This is a genomic window from Ruegeria sp. BG10, assembly GCF_056538575.1.
On sequence record NZ_JBQFTI010000001.1, the window covers coordinates 1,258,301 to 1,278,565 of the forward strand.

Below are 20,265 nucleotides of genomic sequence, written 5' to 3' on the forward strand. Positions count from 1 at the left end.
CTTTTGCATAACGCAATGAGCGTCCTTCCGCCCGGGTAATATCCTATCCCCACAACTTGCGGATCACGCGTGCAACAACCCATCCAAGGATCGCTCCGCCGCCTACCGCCCAGACTGGGTTGATGAAGTCCATATGATTGATGTTGACATAGACGACGCCTAGCAACCCGCCCAATACCGGAAGAGCGTAGCCCGCCCAGGTCAGAGCATCATCCTTTTGGACGTGTTTGCGAGGCGTACGCGCCATCAGCCAACCGAACCTTCGAGGCTGATCGCGACAAGCTGTTGCGCTTCCATCGCAAATTCCATCGGAAGGGCCTGCAAAACGTCCTTGCAGAACCCGTTGACGACCAGCGCCACGGCCTCTTCCTCGTCCATTCCGCGCTGGCGGCAATAGAACAGCTGGTCGTCATCCACCTTGGATGTCGTCGCCTCGTGCTCGACCCGGCTGGAGTTGTTCTTGACCTCGATATACGGCACCGTATGGGCCCCGCATTTGTCGCCGATCAGCAAACTGTCGCACTGGGTATAGTTGCGGCTGTTCTTCGCCTTGGGGTGCATCGAGACAAGGCCGCGATACGTGTTCTGCGCCTTGCCCGCGCTGATCCCCTTGGAGACGATCCGCGACTTGGTGTTCTTGCCCAGATGCACCATTTTGGTGCCGGTATCGGCCTGCTGATAGTTGTTGGTAATGGCGATCGAATAGAACTCGCCCTGGCTGTCATCACCGCGCAGAATGCAGGACGGGTATTTCCAGGTCACGGCCGATCCGGTTTCAACCTGCGTCCACATCACCTTGGATCGGTCGCCCCGGCAATCGGCGCGCTTGGTCACAAAATTGTAGATACCACCCTTGCCGTTTTCATCGCCGGGGAACCAGTTCTGAACGGTCGAGTATTTCACTTCGGCGTCTTCTTCGACGATGATCTCGACCACGGCCGCGTGCAGTTGCGCCGTGTCCCGCTGAGGTGCAGTGCAGCCTTCCAGATAGGACACGTAAGACCCCTTGTCGGCGATGATCAGCGTCCGCTCGAACTGGCCGGTGTTCTCTGCGTTGATGCGGAAATATGTGCTCAGTTCCATCGGGCAGCGCACGCCCGGCGGGATGTAGACAAACGAGCCGTCCGAGAACACGGCCGAGTTCAGCGTCGCATAGAAGTTGTCCGAAACCGGAACCACCGTGCCCAGGTATTTCTTGACCAGTTCAGGGTGTTCCTTGATCGCCTCGGAGATCGAACAGAAGATCACGCCGTGCTTTTTCAGTTCATCCTGAAACGTCGTGCCGACCGAAACCGAGTCGAACACCGCATCGACAGCCACTTTGCGACCCTCTGCCGGTGCATCCTCAGCGCCTTCGACGCCCGCCAGAATCATCTGTTCTTTCAGCGGGATACCAAGCTTTTCGTACGTTGCAAGCAGCTTGGGGTCGACCTCATCCAGCGACTTCGGCTTTTCCTCCATCGATTTGGGCCGGGCATAGTAATACTGGTCCTGAAAATCGATTTCGGGATAGTTGACCATCGCCCAGTTCGGCTCGTCCATCTTCGTCCAGCGCTCGAACGCGGACAGGCGCCATTCGGTCATCCACTCCGGCTCTTCATTCTTTTCCGAAATCAGACGGACGATATCCGGGTTCACGCCCTTGGGCGCGTATTCCATTTCGATCTCGGTTTCCCAGCCGTATTTATAGGTCCCGACCTCGCGCACCGCATCCACGGTTTCCTGATCGACACCTTCTTTTACCTGGGTCTGGTCCAAAGCGGCCATAAGACACCCTCCGTCAGATCACGCGGCCCGCGCGCGATGCTTTTTCTCTTTTTCCAGCCACGTCTCGGCGAAACGCAGCACATCTTCTTCACTCGTCCGAGGGCCCAGCGACACGCGGATTGCGCTGGCTGCTGTCACCTCGTCGTATCCCATGGCGGTCAGCACCGCACTTGCGCGAACCTTGCCGCTTGAGCAAGCCGAGCCTGCGCTGATCGCAAAACCCGACAGGTCCATCTGCATTACCTGCGTTTCACCTTTCCATCCGGGCGTGGCGAAACACAGGGTGTTGGGCAGGCGGTCCTGACCTTTCCCGACAAAAATAGTAGATTTAGAACCAGCCTCAAGGGCCTTTTCTAGAATATTTCTAAATTCTGCCACCTGGTCCCAAACACCGCTGGCCAGTTCCCGCGCCGCTGCTTCAGCTGCGGCCCCGAACCCTGCGATTCCAATGACATTTTCCGTACCGGACCTGCGCCCCATTTCCTGACCACCGCCCTTGATCTGCGCAGGCAGGTCCGTGCCGCGCTTGATCACGACCGCGCCGACACCTTTTGGCCCGCCCAGTTTGTGCGCGGAAACAAGCGCCATCCGGGTATCCAGCCAGTTGAACGCCACCGGCAGTTTCCCAAATGCCTGCGTCGCGTCAGTCACCGCAAGGCCCGAAGGCAGTTTCTGTACGATACCTGTTTCTGAGTTGGCCAGTTGCAGAGTGGATTTCTCGGGTACGCGCACTTCGACCAGTCCGGATTGCGCGACCGGTAAATCTTCGGTCACCCAGGCTCTTACCGCATCATGCTCAACCGCCGCGCCGTGCAAATCCCGTCCTGCCAGGGTCAGCGCAGCACCCTCGGTTGAGCCCGAGGTGAACACGATATCGGCTCCGTCAGCCCCAAACGCCGCCGCAACCTGCGCCCGCGCGCGTTCCACCAGGGCTTTAGCGGCGCGTCCCTCGGCATGGACCGAGGATGGGTTGCCGACAAGATCCATCGCCGCGATCATCGCGTCCCGCGCCTCGGGGCGCAGGGGCGTCGTGGCGTTGTGATCCAGATAAACGCGACTCATGGATACACCTTTTTTCCGAAGCGCGTCCGCCCGGGGTGAGAATTCATCGGCGTCAGCACGTCACTCATCCACAACGGCAAACAGGTTCGGAACGGCCGGGCACGGGGCCAGATCGTTCTTGATCACGTCAGACAGGCGTGTCTGATGCAGGAAGACATAGACATGCGCACTCAGGCTTTCCCACAAGCGGTTGGTCAGCGATTGCGCCCGGCTGCCCGACGACGCGCCCGAAGCGCCCGCGCCCTTTTGCAGCGCATCTACCGTTTCATCCACGGCTGCCAGAATCTCGACCACACTGATGTCCGATGCCGGGCGGGCCAGCCTGTACCCGCCGCCCGGACCACGTACCGACGCCACCAGTTCCGCCCGGCGCAGCTTGACGAAAAGCTGTTCGAGGTAGGGCAGCGAAATATCCTGCCGTTCCGAGATTTCGCCCAGTGTCACAAGACCATCCGTGGGCTGAAGGGCGATATCGGCCAATGCAACCATTGCATAACGGCCCTTGGTCGACAGCTTCATTGCCTTTACCTCATGGCAGATTTCGCGCGAAAACATTGACGCCGCTGCCGCCAGTGCGTATCTCCGACAGGCAGCGCCATTGCGCAAAGTATCACAATTAGAACCGTTCTAAGGTGCCTGAGGATTACCGTCAAGTATATCCGGGCGCTGAGAAATAAAAGACAGGACCAAAGCACACATGCCCGAGGTGATTTTTCCCGGACCCGAAGGCCGCCTGGAAGGCCGCTACCACCCGCAAAAGGAAAAAGACGCACCGATCGCCATCGTGCTTCACCCGCATCCTCAATTTGGCGGGACCATGAACAACAAGGTGGTCTACAACCTGCATTACGCGTTCTACAACATGGGCTTTACCGTGTTGCGCTTTAACTTTCGCGGCGTTGGCCGCAGCCAGGGTGAATACGATCAGGGCGTGGGCGAGCTGAGTGATGCCGCATCCGCGCTGGATTACCTTCAGTCCATGAACAACAATTCGAAACACTGCTGGGTTGCAGGTTTCTCTTTCGGGGCCTGGATCGGCATGCAGCTTCTGATGCGCCGACCCGAGATTACCGGTTTCATCAGCGTGTCGCCGCCTGCGAATATGTATGATTTCTCGTTCCTGGCGCCCTGCCCGTCTTCCGGTCTGATCATCAACGGTTCGGCGGACCGCGTTGCGCCCCCGGCAGACACCACCTCGCTGGTGAACAAGCTGCATGAACAGAAAGGCATCACCATCACCCATAACGAGGTTGAAGGGGCCGATCACTTTTTCCAGGATCGCCACATGGACACGCTGATCACCGATGTCAGCGACTATGTGAAACGCCGCCTGACCGAGACCACGCGCTGATGTCTGACACCATCACCACCCTTGCCGCCAAACTGGCCGAGGACACGATGAAGGTCATGGACGAGACGGGAAACGACCGGTTTTTCGTCGAAGTGGGCGAGCTGCTTGGCGCGTCCTCGCAGACACTTGAAGAAGCTTTCCTGACCGAAATCCGCGTGCGGCTGGCGGAACGGAAAGCCCGCAAATTCGTAATTCAAAAGCTATCCGAACACCGTTCCAAAATGAAGGCGATCGAAAAGCAATGACCGAAAGACTGTCCGCGCAAATTGAATTTCTGAAACGCGCGGACAGGTTGAAATCGGTTGAACGCGCCAACAACCTGCTGGACCAGTCGCGCCCAGAAAACGCGGCCGAGCATAGTTGGCAACTGGCGGTCTGGGCGCTGGTGATGGCTCCGCTGGCCGATAGAGGCGTGAATATCGACCGGGTCATCAGAATGCTATTGCTGCATGATCTGGTCGAGATCATCGTCGGCGATCACCCTATTCATCTGGATACGGACTGGCAGGCCCTTGAACTGGCGGAACAATCGGCCGCGGCCGAATTGTTCGGGCTATTGCCTGCAGATCAAGCCGCGGATTTTCTGGCGCTGTGGCACGAGTTTGAAGCCGATCAGACGCCCGATGCCAGATTTGCCAAATGCCTCGACCGCTGTCAGCCCATGTTTCAGGTGCTCTGCGCACCGAACCCGCCCCCGGCACATAAAACGATTGTGCAGGACAACCTGAACGGCGGGCGCGCGGCCTATCTTGAGACCGAATTCCCGGACGCCCATCACCTTGCATCGGCGTTGCTGCTTGGCAAAACGCCTGCCGAGACTCCGTTCTCGCTGCGCCTTCCGTTTCTGGCAGAGACGGATCAGTTGAAATCCGTTTTCCGCGCCTCGCGCCTTCTTTCCGGCGAACGGTTCGAAAACTCGGCCGAACATTCCTGGCACATCATGCTTTTCGCCTGGGTGCTGTCCGAATATGCCGGGCCGGATGTTTCAACCGACCGCGTGCTGAGAATGCTGTTGCTCCACGATATCGTCGAGATTGATGCCGGGGACCACCCCATTCATGGTCAGGTCGATCACGCGAAACAGGAGGCCGAAGAACAGGCTGCCGCAATCCGGTTGTTTGGGCTACTGCCAGAGGACCTGGGACAGACATTCCTGTCTCTGTGGCACGAGTTCGAGGCGGCGGACAGTGCGGATGCACGGTTTGCCAAGGCAATTGACCGCTTTCAATCGCCGATTGGAAATCTGGAAACGGGCGGTGGGTCCTGGCGGGACTACGATGTCACCTTTGCACAGATCGAACGGCGCGTCGGCGAACCCATTCAGCGTGGCGCGCCTATGCTGTGGGCATGGCTCCGCCCACAATTAGTCAAGTATTTTTCCGTCAGGGAAGAGGTTTAGCTTCAGCCGAAGAAAAAGGGGCATAACTGCCCCTTTTTCCCATGTTCCGGCAGACGCCTAAACTTGTGCACTATTCAACCGTTCAACAGACCTGGCTGCATTCTTGTCAACGGACCCCCCGTCTGCAAGCCACCCAAGCGCCACGATTAAAGCCGAAACAAGTATTACGGACTTCGCAAATTTCGTCATACGATACACTCTTTAACAAAAACCTTTAAATAACAGCAGCTTTGTAGCACAGATCCGAATCAGTAAATAGTCAGGTTATCCTGACTTCCCCGACACGCCCGGCGGTTGCGCCAATTGGCCTGCCATCGCCGCCTTCTCACTTAATTTGGGCTGGTATATTTTGCCGCAGCGCGCTATGCGCGCGGCAACTTCCCGTTCAAAGGCTGACCTCTCATGGACCTGCGCAATATCGCAATCATCGCTCACGTGGACCACGGCAAGACGACCCTGGTGGATGAGCTGCTCAAACAATCCGGCGCGTTCCGGGAAAATCAGGCCGTGGCAGAACGCGCCATGGACAGCAACGATCTGGAGCGCGAGCGCGGCATCACCATCCTGGCCAAAGCGACCTCGGTCGAGTGGAAAGGTACGCGCATCAACATCGTCGACACCCCCGGCCACGCCGATTTCGGCGGTGAGGTTGAACGGATCCTCAGCATGGTGGACGGCGTTGTCCTGCTGGTTGACGCTGCCGAAGGGCCGATGCCGCAGACCAAATTCGTGACCTCCAAGGCGCTGGCGCTGGGTCTGCGTCCGATCGTGGTGCTGAACAAGGTCGACAAACCCGATGCCGAGCCCGATCGCGCTCTGGACGAGTGCTTCGACCTGTTCGCCAACCTGGGCGCCGACGACGATCAGCTGGATTTCCCGGCCATGTACGCCTCGGGTCGGTCTGGCTGGGCGGACATGGAACTGGACGGGCCGCGCAAGGACCTGACCGCTCTGTTCGATCTGATCGTCGATCACGTCCCGGCACCGCAACAGGTTGCGCACAAGGACGAACCGTTCCGCATGCTGGCCACCACGCTGGGCAGCGACCCGTTCATCGGCCGCATCCTGACCGGTCGCGTGGAAAGCGGGACGCTGAAGGCGGGTGACAGCCTCAAGGCGCTCAGCCGCGATAGCACGCTGATCGAAAACTTCCGTGCATCGAAAATTCTGGCGTTCCGCGGTCTGGCGCAGCAACCCATCGACGTGGCCGAGGCGGGCGACATCATCACCATCGCCGGCATGAGCAAGGCGACGGTTGCGGATTCGCTGGTCGCGCCGCAGGTTGATGAGGCCCTGCCCGCCCAACCTATCGACCCGCCGACCATTACCGTAACCTTTGGCATCAACGACTCGCCACTGGCCGGCCGCGACGGCAAAAAGGTCCAATCCCGCGTTATTCGTGATCGCCTGATGAAAGAGGCGGAATCGAACGTGGCGATCCGCATCTCTGACACGCCGGGCGGTGAAGCCTTCGAAGTGGCAGGCCGCGGCGAATTGCAGATGGGCGTCCTGATCGAGAACATGCGCCGCGAAGGGTTCGAACTCAGCATCTCGCGCCCGCAGGTTCTGTTCCGCGAAGAAGACGGCCAACGCCTTGAACCCGTTGAAGAAGTCACCATTGACGTGGATGACGAATATTCCGGCGCGGTGATCGAAAAGGTCACCGGCGCGCGCAAGGGTGAACTGGTCGAAATGCGACCGGCCGGTGCAGGCAAGACGCGCATCATCGCCCATGTACCCTCCCGCGGTCTGATCGGCTATCATGGCGAGTTTCTGACCGACACGCGCGGCACCGGCGTTCTGAACCGGGTTTTCCATGGCTGGGCCGCGCATAAAGGGGCGATCCCGGGCCGCCGGGCCGGAGTCTTGATCTCGATGGAAAACGGTCAGGCCGTTGCTTACGCCCTGTGGAACCTGGAAGAGCGCGGTCGCATGTTTGTTGGTCCGCAGACAGATGTCTATCAGGGCATGGTGATCGGAGAGCATTCCCGCGACAACGATCTGGAAGTTAACCCGCTGAAAGGCAAAAAGCTGACCAACGTCCGCGCCAGCGGATCAGATGACGCGGTGCGTCTGACGCCGCATATTCAGTTCTCGCTGGAAGAGGCGATCGCCTATATCGATGACGACGAACTGGTTGAGGTGACGCCGAATGCCATTCGGTTGCGCAAACGGTACCTGGACCCGCACGAACGCAAGCGTATGGCAAAATCCGCCTAAGACCTGCAGTGACATAGTTCACTCAACGGCAACAATCGCGAACATGTGGTAATATTGCTGCTGACGCAGGGTGGTTTATCACCAAAAAGCCCGCCAAAATGGCGGGCTTACATTTTGATTTTCTAAACAATTCAACCCTAACGTGCATGGCTTCGGTTTAATTTGCCTCAGTGCCTCTTGAAAATGTGTCTTAAAACGGGTGTAATTGTGTTGGTAATGTGTCGCGGTTGTATTACCTGAAATGTGCGGCACGATTTGTTAGTGCAATGAAGTTTGTAACGAGTTCCGAAGGAGTGGCGCCATGCGCGTGAAATCCCGATTTTTATCGATTGTTTTTATTTCTGCAACATTCCCCTTAATCTCAGCCAGTGCTGCGCAAGCGGAAAGATGTACCGTCAAAACGGCTCGTCAGTCGGTTGCGACGGAAACGTTGTGCGGTTGCTCGGTCGTTGAAGCGCGAATGCTCCGCTATATTCAGCGCCGCAGCGATTTCGAAGACATCCTGGCCCGTACTCTGGAAAGCTGTCCGGCTTTCGCAGCCGTTCTGACCGACATCCCGACTGCAACCACAGCCGCGTCTGATCGCGACGGTGATACGGAAGACAGTGGATTTGACGGTGGCGATGGCAACAACGGCGGTGGCGGCAATGGCGGCGGCGGCGGCAATGGCGGCGGCGGCGGCAATGGCGGCGGCGGCGGCAATGGCGGCGGCGGCGGCAACGGTGGCGGCGGCGGCAATGGTGGCGACGGCAACGGCGGCAACAATGGCGGCGGCAGCAACAGCGGCGACGGCAATGGCGGCAACAATGGCGGCGGCGGCAACAGCGGCGACGGCAATGGCGGCAACAATGGCGGCGGCGGCAACAGCGGCGACGGCAATGGCGGCAATAATGACGGCGGCAGCAACAGCGGCGACGGCAACGGCGGCAATAATGACGGCGGCAGCAACAACGGCGACGGCAACGGCGGCAATAATGACGGCGGCAGCAACAGCGGCGACGGCAACGGCGGCAACAATGACAGCGGCAGCAGCAGCGGCGACGGCAATGGTGGCAGCAACGGCAGCGGCAACACCGGCGGCAACTCGGGCGGCGCGGGCAATGGCGGCGGTACCGGTGGCGGCAATGCCGGCGGCCCGGGCAGCGGCGGCGTCTTCTGATCCGCGACTGAAGACAGTTGGTTTGCCATCTCCTTTTGAAGCGAGCCGATCTATAGAAAAAAGGGCGACAATTGCGTCGCCCTTTACCCGTATCTGTCCTGCCTTTTAGGCCTTAATACATCTTTCGGATCAGGCCCTTAACTGCTGCCGTAGACGCCGACCCATCCGCTGGGCTTTTGTGGATTCTGCATCCGCAAAAAAAGATAGCGCGTGGCCGACCAGGGTTTGATCTGGTTGGTCAGGTTGTCCAGCACCAAATCTCCGCCGGCTGAGCGGTAAACCAGCACGGCATGAGAATTTCTTTGGGTATCCAGCACGGTTGCGATTAGCAATTTGCTTGGATCGACCCCCGCCCTGATCAGATCTCTCTTCTTCAACAGGGCGAAATCTTCACAATCGCCGCCCCGCGAGGTCGGCAAAGCCCAACGCTCGCTTGTTTGATACTGAGACTGATCTGTTACCGAGCGTGTTGACGCGTTCACACGGCGGTTCACCTGCCGGATGATCTGCATCTCTTGCTGTTTGGACAGGGAAACGGAAGATTTGCTTGAACAGGCCCAATTGTACTGCCGGCACAATTGCCGCGCGCCAGACGGCGGTGAGGCCACAGCAACGCTGGGGATGAACTTTCCCTCACTGGCTGAAGCGGCCGACCCGACCATCGCGGACGCAATGACCAACGCAGACAGCCCGCAAATGCGAACCGAAGCAACAACCATTCGCGCAAGCGCGGCCTTGAATTCAATGCCAATAGATTTCATGCCTGTCCCTCGATCCATGTCTCACCCGAGTGATTGCGGACAATTAGGACCGTACCTTGATGGGGTTAAATATCGGTAGACGGCGCCGTTTCTGCAATCTACAGGAAAATTGCAAGTGAAAAGAGGCGGAAATTCGTCATTCAATATGACCATTTCGGGCAAAAACTAAGGGATCGCGGTCACAATCTATAGGTAACCGGTCGGGAATTCACATTCGGATATTGCTATAAGTCACTGAAATTTATGGCCAGGAACCACTGAGGCTAAATTCGGGCGACCACCAAAGTCGCCCGGTTTTTCAGTTGGCTGAAATCCGCGCATCTGGCTGGCACGTTGCACCAGATTGGCGCCGAAATTCTATTCGGTGATCTCGACAACCAACAGTTCACGCTCGCTCGCACCCCGCGCGTGGTCAAGCGCCTGCTGGTATTCGGGAGAGTTGTAGCACTCCACAGCCGCCTCAACCGAAGGGAACCGGGCCACGACATTCCGGGGTCGTTCCTTTCCTTCAAGCTGAACGTACCGCGCCGCGCGGGCGATGAACGCGCCGCCGTGTTTGGCAATCGCGGGCCCGGCCAGCTCTGCGTATTTTCCATAGGCTTCGGCGTCGGTCACCGTTACATGCGCAATCCAGAGTGCGGCCATGTCATCCTCCCAGTACTTGTTCGGCGGCCTTGATGGCCGCATCAGAATTCGAGGCGTCGCGGCCACCGCCCTGCGCCATATCGGGACGTCCGCCGCCCCCCTTGCCGCCCAGTTCACTGACGGCGGCCCGCACCAGATCAACCGCTGACACTTTGTCTGTCAGATCCGGGGTGACGCCGGCAGCAACGGCTGCCTTGCCGCCCGCATCAGCGATCAGCAAAACCGCGCCGGAACCCAGACGGCTTTTGTGCTCGTCGATCAGGGCGGGAAGGTCCTTGCCGGACACGCCGGTCAATGCCTGCGCCAGGAACGGAACGCCGTTGACGTCGCGCGCTTCGCTGCCGACTTGACCCGACCCGCCTGCCATCGCCAGATCACGGCGCAGTTGCGCCACCTCGTTCTGCAGCGACTTGCGCTCATCCAACAACGATCTGACGCGGCTGACCACTGTGTCAGGTTGCGCCTTTAGATCCAGCGCAATCTGGCTCAGACGCTGATCCTGCACCGAGAGGTGTCGGAACGCCTCATCCCCGGTCAAGGCTTCGATCCGGCGTACACCGGCGCTGCTGGCGCTGTCGCCAAGCACGACAAAAGTTCCGATGTCACCGGTCTGACGCACATGCGTTCCGCCACACAGTTCGATCGACCAGGTTTCCCCATCCTGCCCTTTGCCTGTCGGTGCCTTGCCCATCGACACGACGCGGACCTCATCACCGTATTTCTCACCAAACAGAGCCTGCGCGCCCAGTTCGCGGGCATCGTCCGGGGTCATGATGCGCGTTTCAACGGTCGAATTCTGGCGGATGAAGTCATTCACCTCGCGCTCGACCTTCTGAATCTCCTCCGGGCTCAGCGCCTTGGAGTGGCTGAAGTCGAACCGCAGACGATCATTAGCGTTCAGCGACCCGCGCTGTGCGACGTGATCGCCCAGAGTTTCACGCAGCGCTTCGTGCAGAAGGTGCGTGGCCGAATGGTTGGCGCGGATTGCGGTGCGGCGGGCGTGATCCACCTCAAGCTCGACCGCGTCGCCTTTTGACAACGTGCCCTGGCTGACGGTCACCCGATGCGCATAGACCTTGCCTTCGGCAAATTTGCGTGTGTCTTCAACCCTCGCCACGTCCTGCATATTCTCAAGACGCCGGATTTCCCCGGTGTCGCCGACCTGACCACCGGCCTCGCCATAGAACGGTGTCTGGTTCACGATCACCCATCCGGTCCCGCCCTTTTCGATCTGGTCGACCAAAGCGCCATCCACGATCAGGGCCGCCACCTGCCCTTCGGCTTTCTCGGTGTCGTAGCCAAGAAAATCCGTGGCACCGGCGGCATCCAGCACGTCGAACCAGACCGCCTGATCCGCCGACTCACCCGAACCGGCCCACGCCGCACGCGCCTTGGCCTTCTGTTCGGCCATGGCCGCATCAAAACCGTCGGTATCCACGGTCCGGCCCTTTTCGCGCAGCGCATCCTGCGTCAGATCCAGCGGAAAACCATAGGTGTCATAGAGTTTGAAAGCGGCGTCGCCCGGAAGGGCCGCGCCCTCGGGCAGACCCGCGACCTCATCATCCAGCAATTTAAGACCTCGATCCAGGGTTTGCTTGAAGCGGGTCTCTTCAAGCAGCAACGTCTCTTCGATCAACGCCTGCGCCTGCCCCAGTTCGGAATATTGCGCGCCCATCAGTTGCACCAGCGAAGGCACCAAACGGTGCATGACCGGGTCTTTCGCGCCCAGCAGATGCGCGTGACGCATCGCGCGGCGCATGATCCGTCGCAGCACATAGCCGCGCCCGTCATTGCTGGGCATAACCCCATCGGCAATCAGGAACGAGGTCGACCGAAGGTGATCCGCGATCACGCGATGATGCACGTTTTGGTCGCCATACGGATCGACGCCGGTTGCATCCGCCGATGCCTCGATCAGCGTCTTGAACAGGTCTGTGTCATAGTTGTCATGGCTGCCTTGCAGCAACGCCCCGATCCGTTCCAGCCCCATGCCGGTGTCGATCGACTGCATGTCGAGTTCCACCATCGAGCCGTCCTCAAACTGTTCGTTCTGCATGAAAACGATGTTCCAGATTTCAATGAACCGGTCGCCGTCTTCCTCGGCTGAACCCGGAGGGCCGCCCCAGATATGATCGCCGTGATCATAGAAAATCTCGGTGCAGGGGCCGCAGGGGCCGGTCGGACCCATCTGCCAGAAGTTGTCATTGGTGGCGATGCGGATGATCCGGTCTTCGGGAACGCCGACCTTTTTCCAGATTTCAAACGCCTCGTCATCAGTGTGATAAACCGTTGTCAGCAGACGGTTTTTGTCGATGCCGAATTCCTTGGTGATCAGTTCCCATGCAAAAGGGATCGCCTCGGGCTTGAAGTAATCCCCAAACGAGAAATTGCCCAGCATCTCAAAAAACGTGTGGTGCCGTGCGGTATAACCTACGTTGTCCAGATCGTTATGCTTGCCGCCGGCACGGACGCATTTCTGGGCGGTTGTAGCACGCTGATAATCCCGGCTTTCTACGCCTGTGAACAGGTTCTTGAACTGGACCATGCCCGAGTTCACGAACATCAGCGTAGGGTCGTTGCGCGGGACCAGCGGGCTGGACGCCACCACTTCGTGCCCCTGCTTGGCAAAGTAGTTCAGAAAGGTCGATCGGATATCGTTCAGCGTGGGCATAAGGTTCTCTCAGCGCGCAATCATAGTGTGTCGAAACGGGTTTATCCCCGTCCCTGCGGATAGTCCACAGCATTGCAGACGCAGAACGAAACAAGGCGGCCCCGACGGACCGCCCTGTTCAAGACATTATCAAAGACCGTCAGGCTTCGAGGATATCGTCATCCTCGGCCACACCCGGCGGCATGTCGAATTCCAACCCGTGCGCGGCGCGAATCTTGTCTTCGATTTCCAGCGCAACGCGGCTGTTGTCGCGCAGGTATTGCTTGGCGTTCTCGCGCCCCTGCCCGATCCGTTCATCGCCATAACTGAACCACGAGCCCGACTTCTCGACCACCCCGGCCTTAACGCCTAGATCCAGCAACTCGCCCATCTTGCTGATGCCTTCGCCATACATGATGTCGAATTCGACCTGCTTGAAGGGCGGCGCCACTTTGTTCTTGACGACCTTGACGCGGGTCTGGTTGCCGACCACCTCGTCCCGATCCTTGATCGCGCCGATGCGGCGGATGTCCAAGCGGACCGAGCTGTAGAATTTCAGCGCGTTACCACCGGTCGTGGTTTCCGGGCTGCCGAACATCACGCCGATCTTCATCCGAATCTGGTTGATGAAGATCACCATGCAATTCGAGCGACTGATCGAGCCGGTCAGCTTGCGCATCGCCTGGCTCATCAGGCGGGCCTGTACGCCCACGTTGCTGTCGCCCATATCGCCTTCCAACTCGGATTTCGGCGTCAGCGCCGCGACCGAGTCGACGACGACCATGTTCACCGCACCCGAGCGCACCAGCGTATCGGTGATCTCAAGCGCCTGTTCGCCTGTGTCGGGTTGCGAGATCAGCAACTCATCCAGATCGACGCCCAGCTTGCGGGCATATTGCGGGTCCAGCGCATGTTCGGCATCCACAAACGCGCACACACCGCCGCGCTTCTGTTGTTCCGCGATGCAATGCAGCGTCAGCGTGGTCTTGCCCGAGCTTTCCGGCCCGTAAATCTCGACAATCCGGCCCATCGGCAGTCCGCCAATTCCCAGCGCAATATCCAGACCCAGCGATCCGGTCGAGCTGGCGTCGATATCCTGCTTGGCATCCTCGCCCAGCTTCATGATCGAGCCTTTGCCGAATTGCCGTTCGATCTGCGCCAGCGCGCTGTCGAGCGCCTTTTGCTTATCTGCGTTTTTCTTGTCGCTCATTGTCAGAAGATCCGCCATTGTCCTGTCGCCTTCCCTTTTGTCACACCCTTGAACGGGCGGCAATCGCTGCTTTGTTCGCCTCTTGTTCCTTATGGGACCAAAAAGAGAACATTTCAACTAAAACTTACAGAACTTACTGTTGGGCAATTGTGTTAAAGAGTCGTTTACGCCAATCTGCGACCGTAGCAAAATGCGGCAAGGGTTATTTAAATGCTTGTTTTCTATAAGGAACGCCTTGCGTTTCTGGCTGTCCCCAAAACAGGCAGCACGGCCTATCACTCGGCTCTGCGCGACCGTGCCGACTTTGTGGTCACCGGCCCGCCGGACCTGAAACATGCGCCCGTGCGGCGCTATGACCGGTTTTTCCAGAATATCTTTCGCAAGATGTACGACACCGAAATGGAAATCATAGCCATTGTCCGCGAACCGGTTGACTGGCTGGGCAGCTGGTACAGGTTCCGCAGCCGCGACGCGCGGATCGGGCATCCGCATTCGACCCGGGGTCTTAGCTTTGACGACTTCGTTCAGGCTTATATGCAGAACCCGCGCCCGGAATTTGCCGATGTCGGCAGCCAGAGCCAGTTCTTCCGCACGCGCAGCAACGGCGCCGGCGCGCGTCATGTCTTCAAATATGAAAATCAGGACAAGATCCTGGACTTTCTGCAAACCCGGCTGGACATGAAAATCGACCTGAAACACGAGAATGTTTCACCGCCTGGCGACCTTTCCCTGACACCGGAAACAGAACAGAGGTTCCGCAAGCTGCACGCGGCGGAATTTGCCTGTCACGCCTCGGCGCTCTGACGTGGTCAGTTGAGCTGCTGAAACACCGCTTCGGTCAATTGATTCAGCGAGAAGGGTTTCGGAAGGAAGGTGGAATTTGGAATTTCCGGCCCGGAATCACCGAATGCGCCTTCGGTGTAGCCCGACATGAAGATCACCCTGACATCCGGACGCGTTTCCATCGCTTTGCGCACCCATGTCGGACCGTCCATTCCGGGCATGACCACGTCGGTGACAAAGGCGTCAACGTTCAGCGATCCGTCATTGAGCATATGCAATGCCTCTTCGGCCGACCCGGCTTCGAGCACGGTAAAGCCTTTCAGCCGCAAGGCACGCGTCGCGAAGGCGCGCACCGGGGCTTCATCCTCGACCAGCAAGACGACACCTTCACCCTGTCGGGCAATGGGGGTGTCGGCCCCGGTTGAGTCGACGGAACTGACTTCGCGGGGCGCGACCGAGACCGGCAGAAGGACTGTGAACTCGGTACCGTGCCCCGGAAGGCTGTCGACGAAGATAAAGCCTCCGGTCTGCTTGACGATACCGTAAACGGTCGACAGGCCCAGACCAGTGCCTTCACCCGTTCTTTTGGTGGTGTAGAACGGCTCGAACACTTTTTGCAGCTTGTCGGAGGGGATGCCGACACCGCTGTCGATCACCTTGACGGTTACGTATTCGCCAGGTTGCACCGTCGCGCGGTCTCGTTTCAAGGCTTCGCTCAGCACCACAACCTCTGTCTCAATCCGCACTTCGCCACCGTCTGGCATCGCGTCGCGCGCGTTGACGACAAGGTTCATAAACACTTGCTCCAACTGCCGTTTATCGGCCCGAACAGGCTTGAGAACGGGATCGTGGCTAAGGGTCAGGCGTACTTTCTCGCCCACCAGCCGGTTCAGCAGGTGGATCAGGTCGGAAATCGTGTCCCGAAGGTCCAGCACCTCGGGCTGCAGCGTCTGCTTGCGGGAAAACGCCAGCAACTGACTGACCAGGGCAGCCGCACGGTTGGCATTCTGGTTGATCTGAACCAGGTCGCCGTAATCCGGGTCGTTTTGATCATGCCGCAGCAACAAAAGATCGCAATGACCTGATATTGCGGTCAGCAGGTTGTTGAAATCATGGGCAACACCGCCGGCCAACTGCCCGACAGCCTGCATCTTTTGTCCCTGAACAAACTGCGCTTCAAGTGTCTTGAGCTCGGTCGCGTCGTTCAACACGGCGATCAGGCAGACCTGCCCGTTGTTCACCACACGGTTCAGCGTCACCTGAACGAACACCTCCTTGTCCTTGCGCGTCAGCCGCAAAAACTCTGAACGCATTGCGGGTTCCTGCGCGGCGGTCCGCGCCAGCCAGTCCAGGATCGGATAGCCAAGGCCGTGCATGATCTGCTCGGCATTGGTTTCACCGGGCACCACATCGCCGATCAGTTTCACGGCCAGTCTGTTGGCTTCGAGAATGCTGCCATCGGGATCAAGGCACATGATCGGCACAGGCAGGTCCGCAAAGGACGCCGCGCTTTCGCCGTGATCAGAGGCGTCTACGGGGAGAAGCAGCACATCCCGAACCGAGCCCGATCGGTTGAGTTCGCACACCGCGACAGAAACCGGGTCGCTGGCCGTTTGGACCTGCGCAATTCCGCCCTGCCCATCGGGTTCGTTCAGAAACACCTGTCTCAGATTTTCGGGCCGCCGCCCCAACAGGTGTTCGGCCGCTGTGTTCACTCGAAGCAACGCGCCGTTTCGGCCTTCGGTCAGAACCGGAACGCGGACCTCATCCCAATGGCCATGCGCGTCCAGATGAAACCGCCAGCAGAACAGACCATTGCCGACGCCGAACACGGCCACCGGGATTGTCGAACCGACAGTAACGATGTCTTCCCTCGCCTTTCCATAAATCTCGGCCTGCGATTGAAGCCGCAGCAAAATGGCGGGCGGATTGGCAAAAACGGATTTCAGGCACCGCTCAAGCCGGTTGCCTGCACGCGCCTGAAGCTGCTCTGTCGCCTGGGCGTTGCATGTCAGAACATCACCCTGGGCATTTGCAATCAGACAAGGATAGGCGTCCTGATCGGCAAAAGCCGCCATCGCCTTGACGGCCTGACGCACGGAATAATCCGCGATCTGCCCCTTGAGAACGACAAGGAACGCGGCCGCCAACAGCGACACGCCGGCGACAACAAGGCCGATACTCCAGTTCGGCGGCATAAGTCCCGCGATCGGCGACAGGCTCAACACTGCCCCGAAGGCTACAAGCGAGGCCAGTCGAAATCCGGACGGGGCTTTTTGAAGAGAAGGGTCAGAAAAAATTTCCGCAGTTTCAGACATAAACAACTCAGATCAGAGGGCTTCGGTCCAATCAGCCCAAATAAAGTTAATGCCCGCTTAAAGGAAACCGAACACTCTCCTTAAGGTTGCTATGACCTGATGCGCTATCGCGTCAAGTGTGCTGTGAAGAAACCGTCCGTTCCGTGTGAAACGAGCCACGTTTTGCGAAAACGCGCGCTCCATTCCGGGTTGGCCTGAAGAAAAGCATCCACGACATTGCCATTCTCATCATCAAGCATCGAACATGTGGCATAGGCCAGCACGCCGGCCGGATGGACCAGATTTGTCAGCCTTTGCAGTATTTCCGTCTGGATGCGCGACAATGCGTGCAGGCGATCTTCGGTCAATGCCCATTTTCCTGCTGGTGCACGACGCCAGGAGCCGCTGCCGGAACAGGGAGCATCGGCCAGGACAACGTCGAACGGGGTGTGATCCGCGATTTCATCCGGCGACAAAATGGTGACGTTTGCCCCTGCCCGCTCTGCCCGTGCGGGCAAGTCCCGCATTCGACCAACATTCACGTCATGCGCGAAAACCTTCACGCCTGAATGTGCGGCCAGCGCCAGTGACTTGCCACCACCTCCGGCGCAGTAATCCAGAACGCGCATTCCCGGTTGCAGGTCCAGCGCGGCGACGACGGCCTGGCTGGCTGCGTCCTGAAGCTCGACCAGCCCTTCAGCATAGGCGCGGCTTCCCGCGATTTTTCGAGCGCCTTCCTTTACTTCGAGAGCGGTGTCACAGGCCGGATGGGCGGATGCGAAAATGCTGTCTGCGCTCAGTGCAGCAATGGCGCCCGGAACGTCCACCTTTAACAAATTGACCCGCAGATGTACCGGAGCACGACCCTGCAACGCCTGTGCGACCACGCTAGCCTGGTCACCCAGCGATGCTTGAAATCTGGGCCAAAGCCATTCGGGTATATCCAGCCGCTCGGCTTCGGTTTCAAAATCACGCCCCGTCTCCGTTGCGACTATTGGCTCGGGCGCGTGCCGCAATCCGGTGAACAGCGCGTCAAGATCGGCACCTTCTGCCCGCGCCGCTCCGATCATCAACCCGCGCCCGGTCTCTGATCCGCCCAAAGCGGCAAAGGACCGTTTGCACCTCATGGCTGAAAAGACATGATCCCGCACGGCCGCACGGTCTTTGGAGCCCGCGAAACGACTGCGCCGAGCCCAGTTGGTCAGCGATTTCTCGACAGGCGCACCGGACAGGATCTCGTCCAGGATTTCTATCGAAGCCTGAATGCGTGCGGCCGGTGTCATGGAATGTTCCGTTGCGGTTATGGGCGGGCTGCCCGATGTCGAAAACGCAAGACGGCGCCTGGGTCCGGGCGCCGTTCTCAATCAGGTTCGGGCTCACATCACCCGGTAGTTCGGGCTTTCACGGGTGATCTGCACGTCATGCACATGGCTTTCCTTCAACCCGGCCCCGGTGATTTTGACGAAATGGCAATTCCTGCGCATCTCTTCGACAGTGGCGCATCCCGTGTACCCCATTGCCGCCCGCAGGCCGCCAACAAGCTGATGCACCACCGCGCTGGCCGAGCCCTTGTAGGGCACCTGCCCTTCGATCCCTTCCGGCACCAGCTTGTCATTGGCGGCGTCCTTCTGGAAATACCGATCCGCCGAGCCGCGCGCCATGGCACCAAGGCTGCCCATGCCGCGGTAGGATTTGAACGACCGACCCTGATACAGGATCACTTCGCCCGGGCTTTCGTCCGTCCCCGCGATCATCGAGCCGACCATGGCGCAGGATGCCCCCGCTGCGATGGCTTTGGCAAAATCGCCCGAGAACTTGATGCCGCCGTCCGCGATCACCGGGACATCCCCCGCCGCCGAGGCGCAATCCATGATGGCGGTCAGCTGCGGCACGCCGACGCCCGCAACCATCCGCGTGGTGCAGATCGAGCCCGGCCCGATGCCCACCTTGATCGCGTCCGCCCCGGCATCGATCAGTGCCTTTGTCGCCTCGCTTGTCGCGACATTGCCCGCGATGATCTGAACCTCATTCGACAGAGTCTTGACCCGTTTCACCGCGTCAAGCACCCCTTGCGAATGGCCGTGCGCGGTATCCACAACGATGATGTCGACGCCCGAATCCACCAGTTGTTCCGAGCGTTCGAAACCGGCATCCCCGACCGAGGTCGCAGCCGCCACCCGCAGCCGGCCCAGCCGGTCCTTGCACGCGGTCGGATTCAGCACCGCCTGTTCGGTGTCCTTCAGCGTCAGCAGGCCCGTCAGCTTGCCTTCGCCGTCGACCACCAGCAGCTTTTCGATCCGGCGGGCTTTCATAAGGCTCTTGGCCTCTTCCAGATCCGCCGGCTCTTGCAGCATGGCCAGATTTTCCGAAGTCATCATGACGTGGACCGGCGTTTCTTCCGAAGTTGCAAACCGCATGTCACGGTTGGTCAGAATGCCGACGACGCGACCGGCGTCGTCAACCACCGGAAATCCGGTAAAGTTGTAGCGCTGCACCAAAGCCTTGGCATCGGCCAGGGTCTGATCGACCCGAAGGGTCACAGGGTTGTAGACGATGCCGGATTCAAACCGCTTAACCCGGCGTACCTCGCGGGCCTGCTCGTCCACGGACAGGTTCTTGTGAACAACGCCGATACCGCCTGCCTGTGCCATGGCGATGGCCATGCGCGCTTCGGTCACCGTATCCATGGCCGAGCTGAGCAGCGGGATGTTCATGGTGATCTCGCGCGTCACGCGCGTGGTCGTATCCGCCGTTGCCGGCAGCACCGACGAGGACGCCGGAACCAAAAGAACATCGTCAAAGGTAAGTGCCTCACGAATCTGCATCTGTTAACCCCATGCAAAAGCCCGTTTGGCGGTGACCCTATTGCATGGATTCAAGCTAAGGAAAAGCCCCTGACCTAAACTAGTTTTCACCTGCGGGGTGATACCGCAGCAAAAAACGACGCAACGCGCACAAAAC

Annotated in this window: 17 protein-coding genes; 6 read left to right on the forward strand and 11 right to left on the reverse strand. The window is 59.1% G+C overall.

The window, feature by feature from the left end; all coding sequences use genetic code 11:
* Nucleotides 1-43 precede the first annotated feature (43 nt).
* From ACR0D8_RS06225 to iscR, 4 genes are read right to left on the reverse strand one after another with little or no spacing between them, the layout of a single operon-like run.
* Complete coding sequence (locus tag ACR0D8_RS06225) at nucleotides 44-247, reverse strand: hypothetical protein (protein WP_475160751.1); 204 nt, start codon at nucleotides 245-247, stop codon at nucleotides 44-46.
* Complete coding sequence (sufB, locus tag ACR0D8_RS06230; protein WP_480645273.1) at nucleotides 247-1,767, reverse strand: Fe-S cluster assembly protein SufB; 1,521 nt, start codon at nucleotides 1,765-1,767, stop codon at nucleotides 247-249. The genes ACR0D8_RS06225 and sufB overlap by 1 nt, the downstream gene beginning before the upstream one ends.
* 18 nt (nucleotides 1,768-1,785) lie before the next feature.
* On the reverse strand, nucleotides 1,786-2,829 hold the full coding sequence (locus tag ACR0D8_RS06235; protein ID WP_480645274.1) for a cysteine desulfurase family protein: 1,044 nt from the start codon (nucleotides 2,827-2,829) through the stop codon (nucleotides 1,786-1,788).
* A gap of 60 nt (nucleotides 2,830-2,889) precedes the next feature.
* Nucleotides 2,890-3,348, reverse strand: coding sequence for a Fe-S cluster assembly transcriptional regulator IscR (gene iscR / locus ACR0D8_RS06240; RefSeq protein ID WP_475160756.1), 459 nt, complete (start codon nucleotides 3,346-3,348; stop codon nucleotides 2,890-2,892).
* Nucleotides 3,349-3,526: 178 nt separating this feature from the next.
* Between iscR and ACR0D8_RS06245 the strand changes: the two genes are divergently transcribed.
* From ACR0D8_RS06245 to ACR0D8_RS06265, 5 genes are all read left to right on the forward strand, one after another.
* Entirely contained in the window at nucleotides 3,527-4,180 is a 654-nt protein-coding gene (locus tag ACR0D8_RS06245) for an alpha/beta hydrolase (protein WP_170450609.1), read from the forward strand.
* Nucleotides 4,180-4,425 (forward strand): hypothetical protein, encoded by a 246-nt coding sequence (locus ACR0D8_RS06250; protein ID WP_475160760.1) that lies wholly within the window; start codon nucleotides 4,180-4,182, stop codon nucleotides 4,423-4,425. Before ACR0D8_RS06245 ends, ACR0D8_RS06250 begins: the two co-directional genes overlap by 1 nt.
* On the forward strand, nucleotides 4,422-5,579 hold the full coding sequence (locus tag ACR0D8_RS06255; protein ID WP_480645277.1) for an HD domain-containing protein: 1,158 nt from the start codon (nucleotides 4,422-4,424) through the stop codon (nucleotides 5,577-5,579). Before ACR0D8_RS06250 ends, ACR0D8_RS06255 begins: the two co-directional genes overlap by 4 nt.
* Nucleotides 5,580-5,981: 402 nt before the next feature.
* Nucleotides 5,982-7,799: a translational GTPase TypA gene (typA, locus tag ACR0D8_RS06260; protein ID WP_480645278.1), complete on the forward strand. Its 1,818-nt coding sequence runs from the start codon at nucleotides 5,982-5,984 to the stop codon at nucleotides 7,797-7,799.
* A gap of 460 nt (nucleotides 7,800-8,259) precedes the next feature.
* Nucleotides 8,260-8,958 (forward strand): hypothetical protein, encoded by a 699-nt coding sequence (locus ACR0D8_RS06265; RefSeq protein WP_480645280.1) that lies wholly within the window; start codon nucleotides 8,260-8,262, stop codon nucleotides 8,956-8,958.
* A gap of 137 nt (nucleotides 8,959-9,095) precedes the next feature.
* Here the strand turns inward: ACR0D8_RS06265 and ACR0D8_RS06270 are convergent, their stop codons facing one another.
* The 4 genes from ACR0D8_RS06270 to recA all read right to left on the reverse strand — a co-directional run bounded on the left by ACR0D8_RS06270 (nucleotide 9,096) and on the right by recA (nucleotide 14,242).
* Complete coding sequence (locus ACR0D8_RS06270; RefSeq protein ID WP_480645281.1) at nucleotides 9,096-9,737, reverse strand: transglutaminase-like cysteine peptidase; 642 nt, start codon at nucleotides 9,735-9,737, stop codon at nucleotides 9,096-9,098.
* A 339-nt stretch (nucleotides 9,738-10,076) separates the two neighbouring features.
* Entirely contained in the window at nucleotides 10,077-10,364 is a 288-nt protein-coding gene (locus ACR0D8_RS06275) for a DUF1330 domain-containing protein (RefSeq protein WP_475160774.1), read from the reverse strand.
* 1 nt (nucleotide 10,365) lies between these two features.
* On the reverse strand, nucleotides 10,366-13,035 hold the full coding sequence (gene alaS / locus ACR0D8_RS06280) for an alanine--tRNA ligase (protein ID WP_480645282.1): 2,670 nt from the start codon (nucleotides 13,033-13,035) through the stop codon (nucleotides 10,366-10,368).
* A 139-nt stretch (nucleotides 13,036-13,174) separates the two neighbouring features.
* Nucleotides 13,175-14,242, reverse strand: a complete 1,068-nt coding sequence (recA, locus tag ACR0D8_RS06285; protein ID WP_475160780.1) for a recombinase RecA — start codon at nucleotides 14,240-14,242, stop codon at nucleotides 13,175-13,177.
* A 192-nt stretch (nucleotides 14,243-14,434) separates the two neighbouring features.
* Between recA and ACR0D8_RS06290 the strand changes: the two genes are divergently transcribed.
* Complete coding sequence (locus tag ACR0D8_RS06290; protein ID WP_480645283.1) at nucleotides 14,435-15,028, forward strand: gamma-glutamyl kinase; 594 nt, start codon at nucleotides 14,435-14,437, stop codon at nucleotides 15,026-15,028.
* 5 nt (nucleotides 15,029-15,033) lie between these two features.
* Here ACR0D8_RS06290 and ACR0D8_RS06295 read toward each other — a convergent pair whose 3' ends face one another.
* The 3 genes from ACR0D8_RS06295 to guaB all read right to left on the reverse strand — a co-directional run bounded on the left by ACR0D8_RS06295 (nucleotide 15,034) and on the right by guaB (nucleotide 20,129).
* The gene (locus tag ACR0D8_RS06295) at nucleotides 15,034-17,325 is read right to left on the reverse strand and encodes a hybrid sensor histidine kinase/response regulator (protein WP_480645284.1); all 2,292 of its coding nucleotides are present in this window, start codon (nucleotides 17,323-17,325) and stop codon (nucleotides 15,034-15,036) included.
* A gap of 104 nt (nucleotides 17,326-17,429) precedes the next feature.
* The gene (locus ACR0D8_RS06300; protein ID WP_480645286.1) at nucleotides 17,430-18,587 is read right to left on the reverse strand and encodes an RsmB/NOP family class I SAM-dependent RNA methyltransferase; all 1,158 of its coding nucleotides are present in this window, start codon (nucleotides 18,585-18,587) and stop codon (nucleotides 17,430-17,432) included.
* Nucleotides 18,588-18,680: 93 nt separating this feature from the next.
* On the reverse strand, nucleotides 18,681-20,129 hold the full coding sequence (gene guaB, locus ACR0D8_RS06305) for an IMP dehydrogenase (RefSeq protein ID WP_475160793.1): 1,449 nt from the start codon (nucleotides 20,127-20,129) through the stop codon (nucleotides 18,681-18,683).
* Between the last annotated feature and the right edge of the window lie 136 nt (nucleotides 20,130-20,265).

Excerpts from the sequence above, each read along its gene's own strand:
- ACR0D8_RS06225 (WP_475160751.1), bottom strand. The coding sequence starts at position 247 with ATGGCGCGTACGCCTCGCAAACACGTCCAAAAGGATGATGCTCTGACC.
- sufB (WP_480645273.1), bottom strand. The coding sequence starts at position 1,767 with ATGGCCGCTTTGGACCAGACCCAGGTAAAAGAAGGTGTCGATCAGGAA.
- ACR0D8_RS06235 (WP_480645274.1), bottom strand. The coding sequence starts at position 2,829 with ATGAGTCGCGTTTATCTGGATCACAACGCCACGACGCCCCTGCGCCCC.
- iscR (WP_475160756.1), bottom strand. The coding sequence starts at position 3,348 with ATGAAGCTGTCGACCAAGGGCCGTTATGCAATGGTTGCATTGGCCGAT.
- ACR0D8_RS06245 (WP_170450609.1), top strand. The coding sequence starts at position 3,527 with ATGCCCGAGGTGATTTTTCCCGGACCCGAAGGCCGCCTGGAAGGCCGC.
- ACR0D8_RS06250 (WP_475160760.1), top strand. The coding sequence starts at position 4,180 with ATGTCTGACACCATCACCACCCTTGCCGCCAAACTGGCCGAGGACACG.
- ACR0D8_RS06255 (WP_480645277.1), top strand. The coding sequence starts at position 4,422 with ATGACCGAAAGACTGTCCGCGCAAATTGAATTTCTGAAACGCGCGGAC.
- typA (WP_480645278.1), top strand. The coding sequence starts at position 5,982 with ATGGACCTGCGCAATATCGCAATCATCGCTCACGTGGACCACGGCAAG.
- ACR0D8_RS06265 (WP_480645280.1), top strand. The coding sequence starts at position 8,260 with ATGCTCCGCTATATTCAGCGCCGCAGCGATTTCGAAGACATCCTGGCC.
- ACR0D8_RS06270 (WP_480645281.1), bottom strand. The coding sequence starts at position 9,737 with ATGGATCGAGGGACAGGCATGAAATCTATTGGCATTGAATTCAAGGCC.
- ACR0D8_RS06275 (WP_475160774.1), bottom strand. The coding sequence starts at position 10,364 with ATGGCCGCACTCTGGATTGCGCATGTAACGGTGACCGACGCCGAAGCC.
- alaS (WP_480645282.1), bottom strand. The coding sequence starts at position 13,035 with ATGCCCACGCTGAACGATATCCGATCGACCTTTCTGAACTACTTTGCC.
- recA (WP_475160780.1), bottom strand. The coding sequence starts at position 14,242 with ATGGCGGATCTTCTGACAATGAGCGACAAGAAAAACGCAGATAAGCAA.
- ACR0D8_RS06290 (WP_480645283.1), top strand. The coding sequence starts at position 14,435 with ATGCTTGTTTTCTATAAGGAACGCCTTGCGTTTCTGGCTGTCCCCAAA.
- ACR0D8_RS06295 (WP_480645284.1), bottom strand. The coding sequence starts at position 17,325 with ATGTCTGAAACTGCGGAAATTTTTTCTGACCCTTCTCTTCAAAAAGCC.
- ACR0D8_RS06300 (WP_480645286.1), bottom strand. The coding sequence starts at position 18,587 with ATGACACCGGCCGCACGCATTCAGGCTTCGATAGAAATCCTGGACGAG.
- guaB (WP_475160793.1), bottom strand. The coding sequence starts at position 20,129 with ATGCAGATTCGTGAGGCACTTACCTTTGACGATGTTCTTTTGGTTCCG.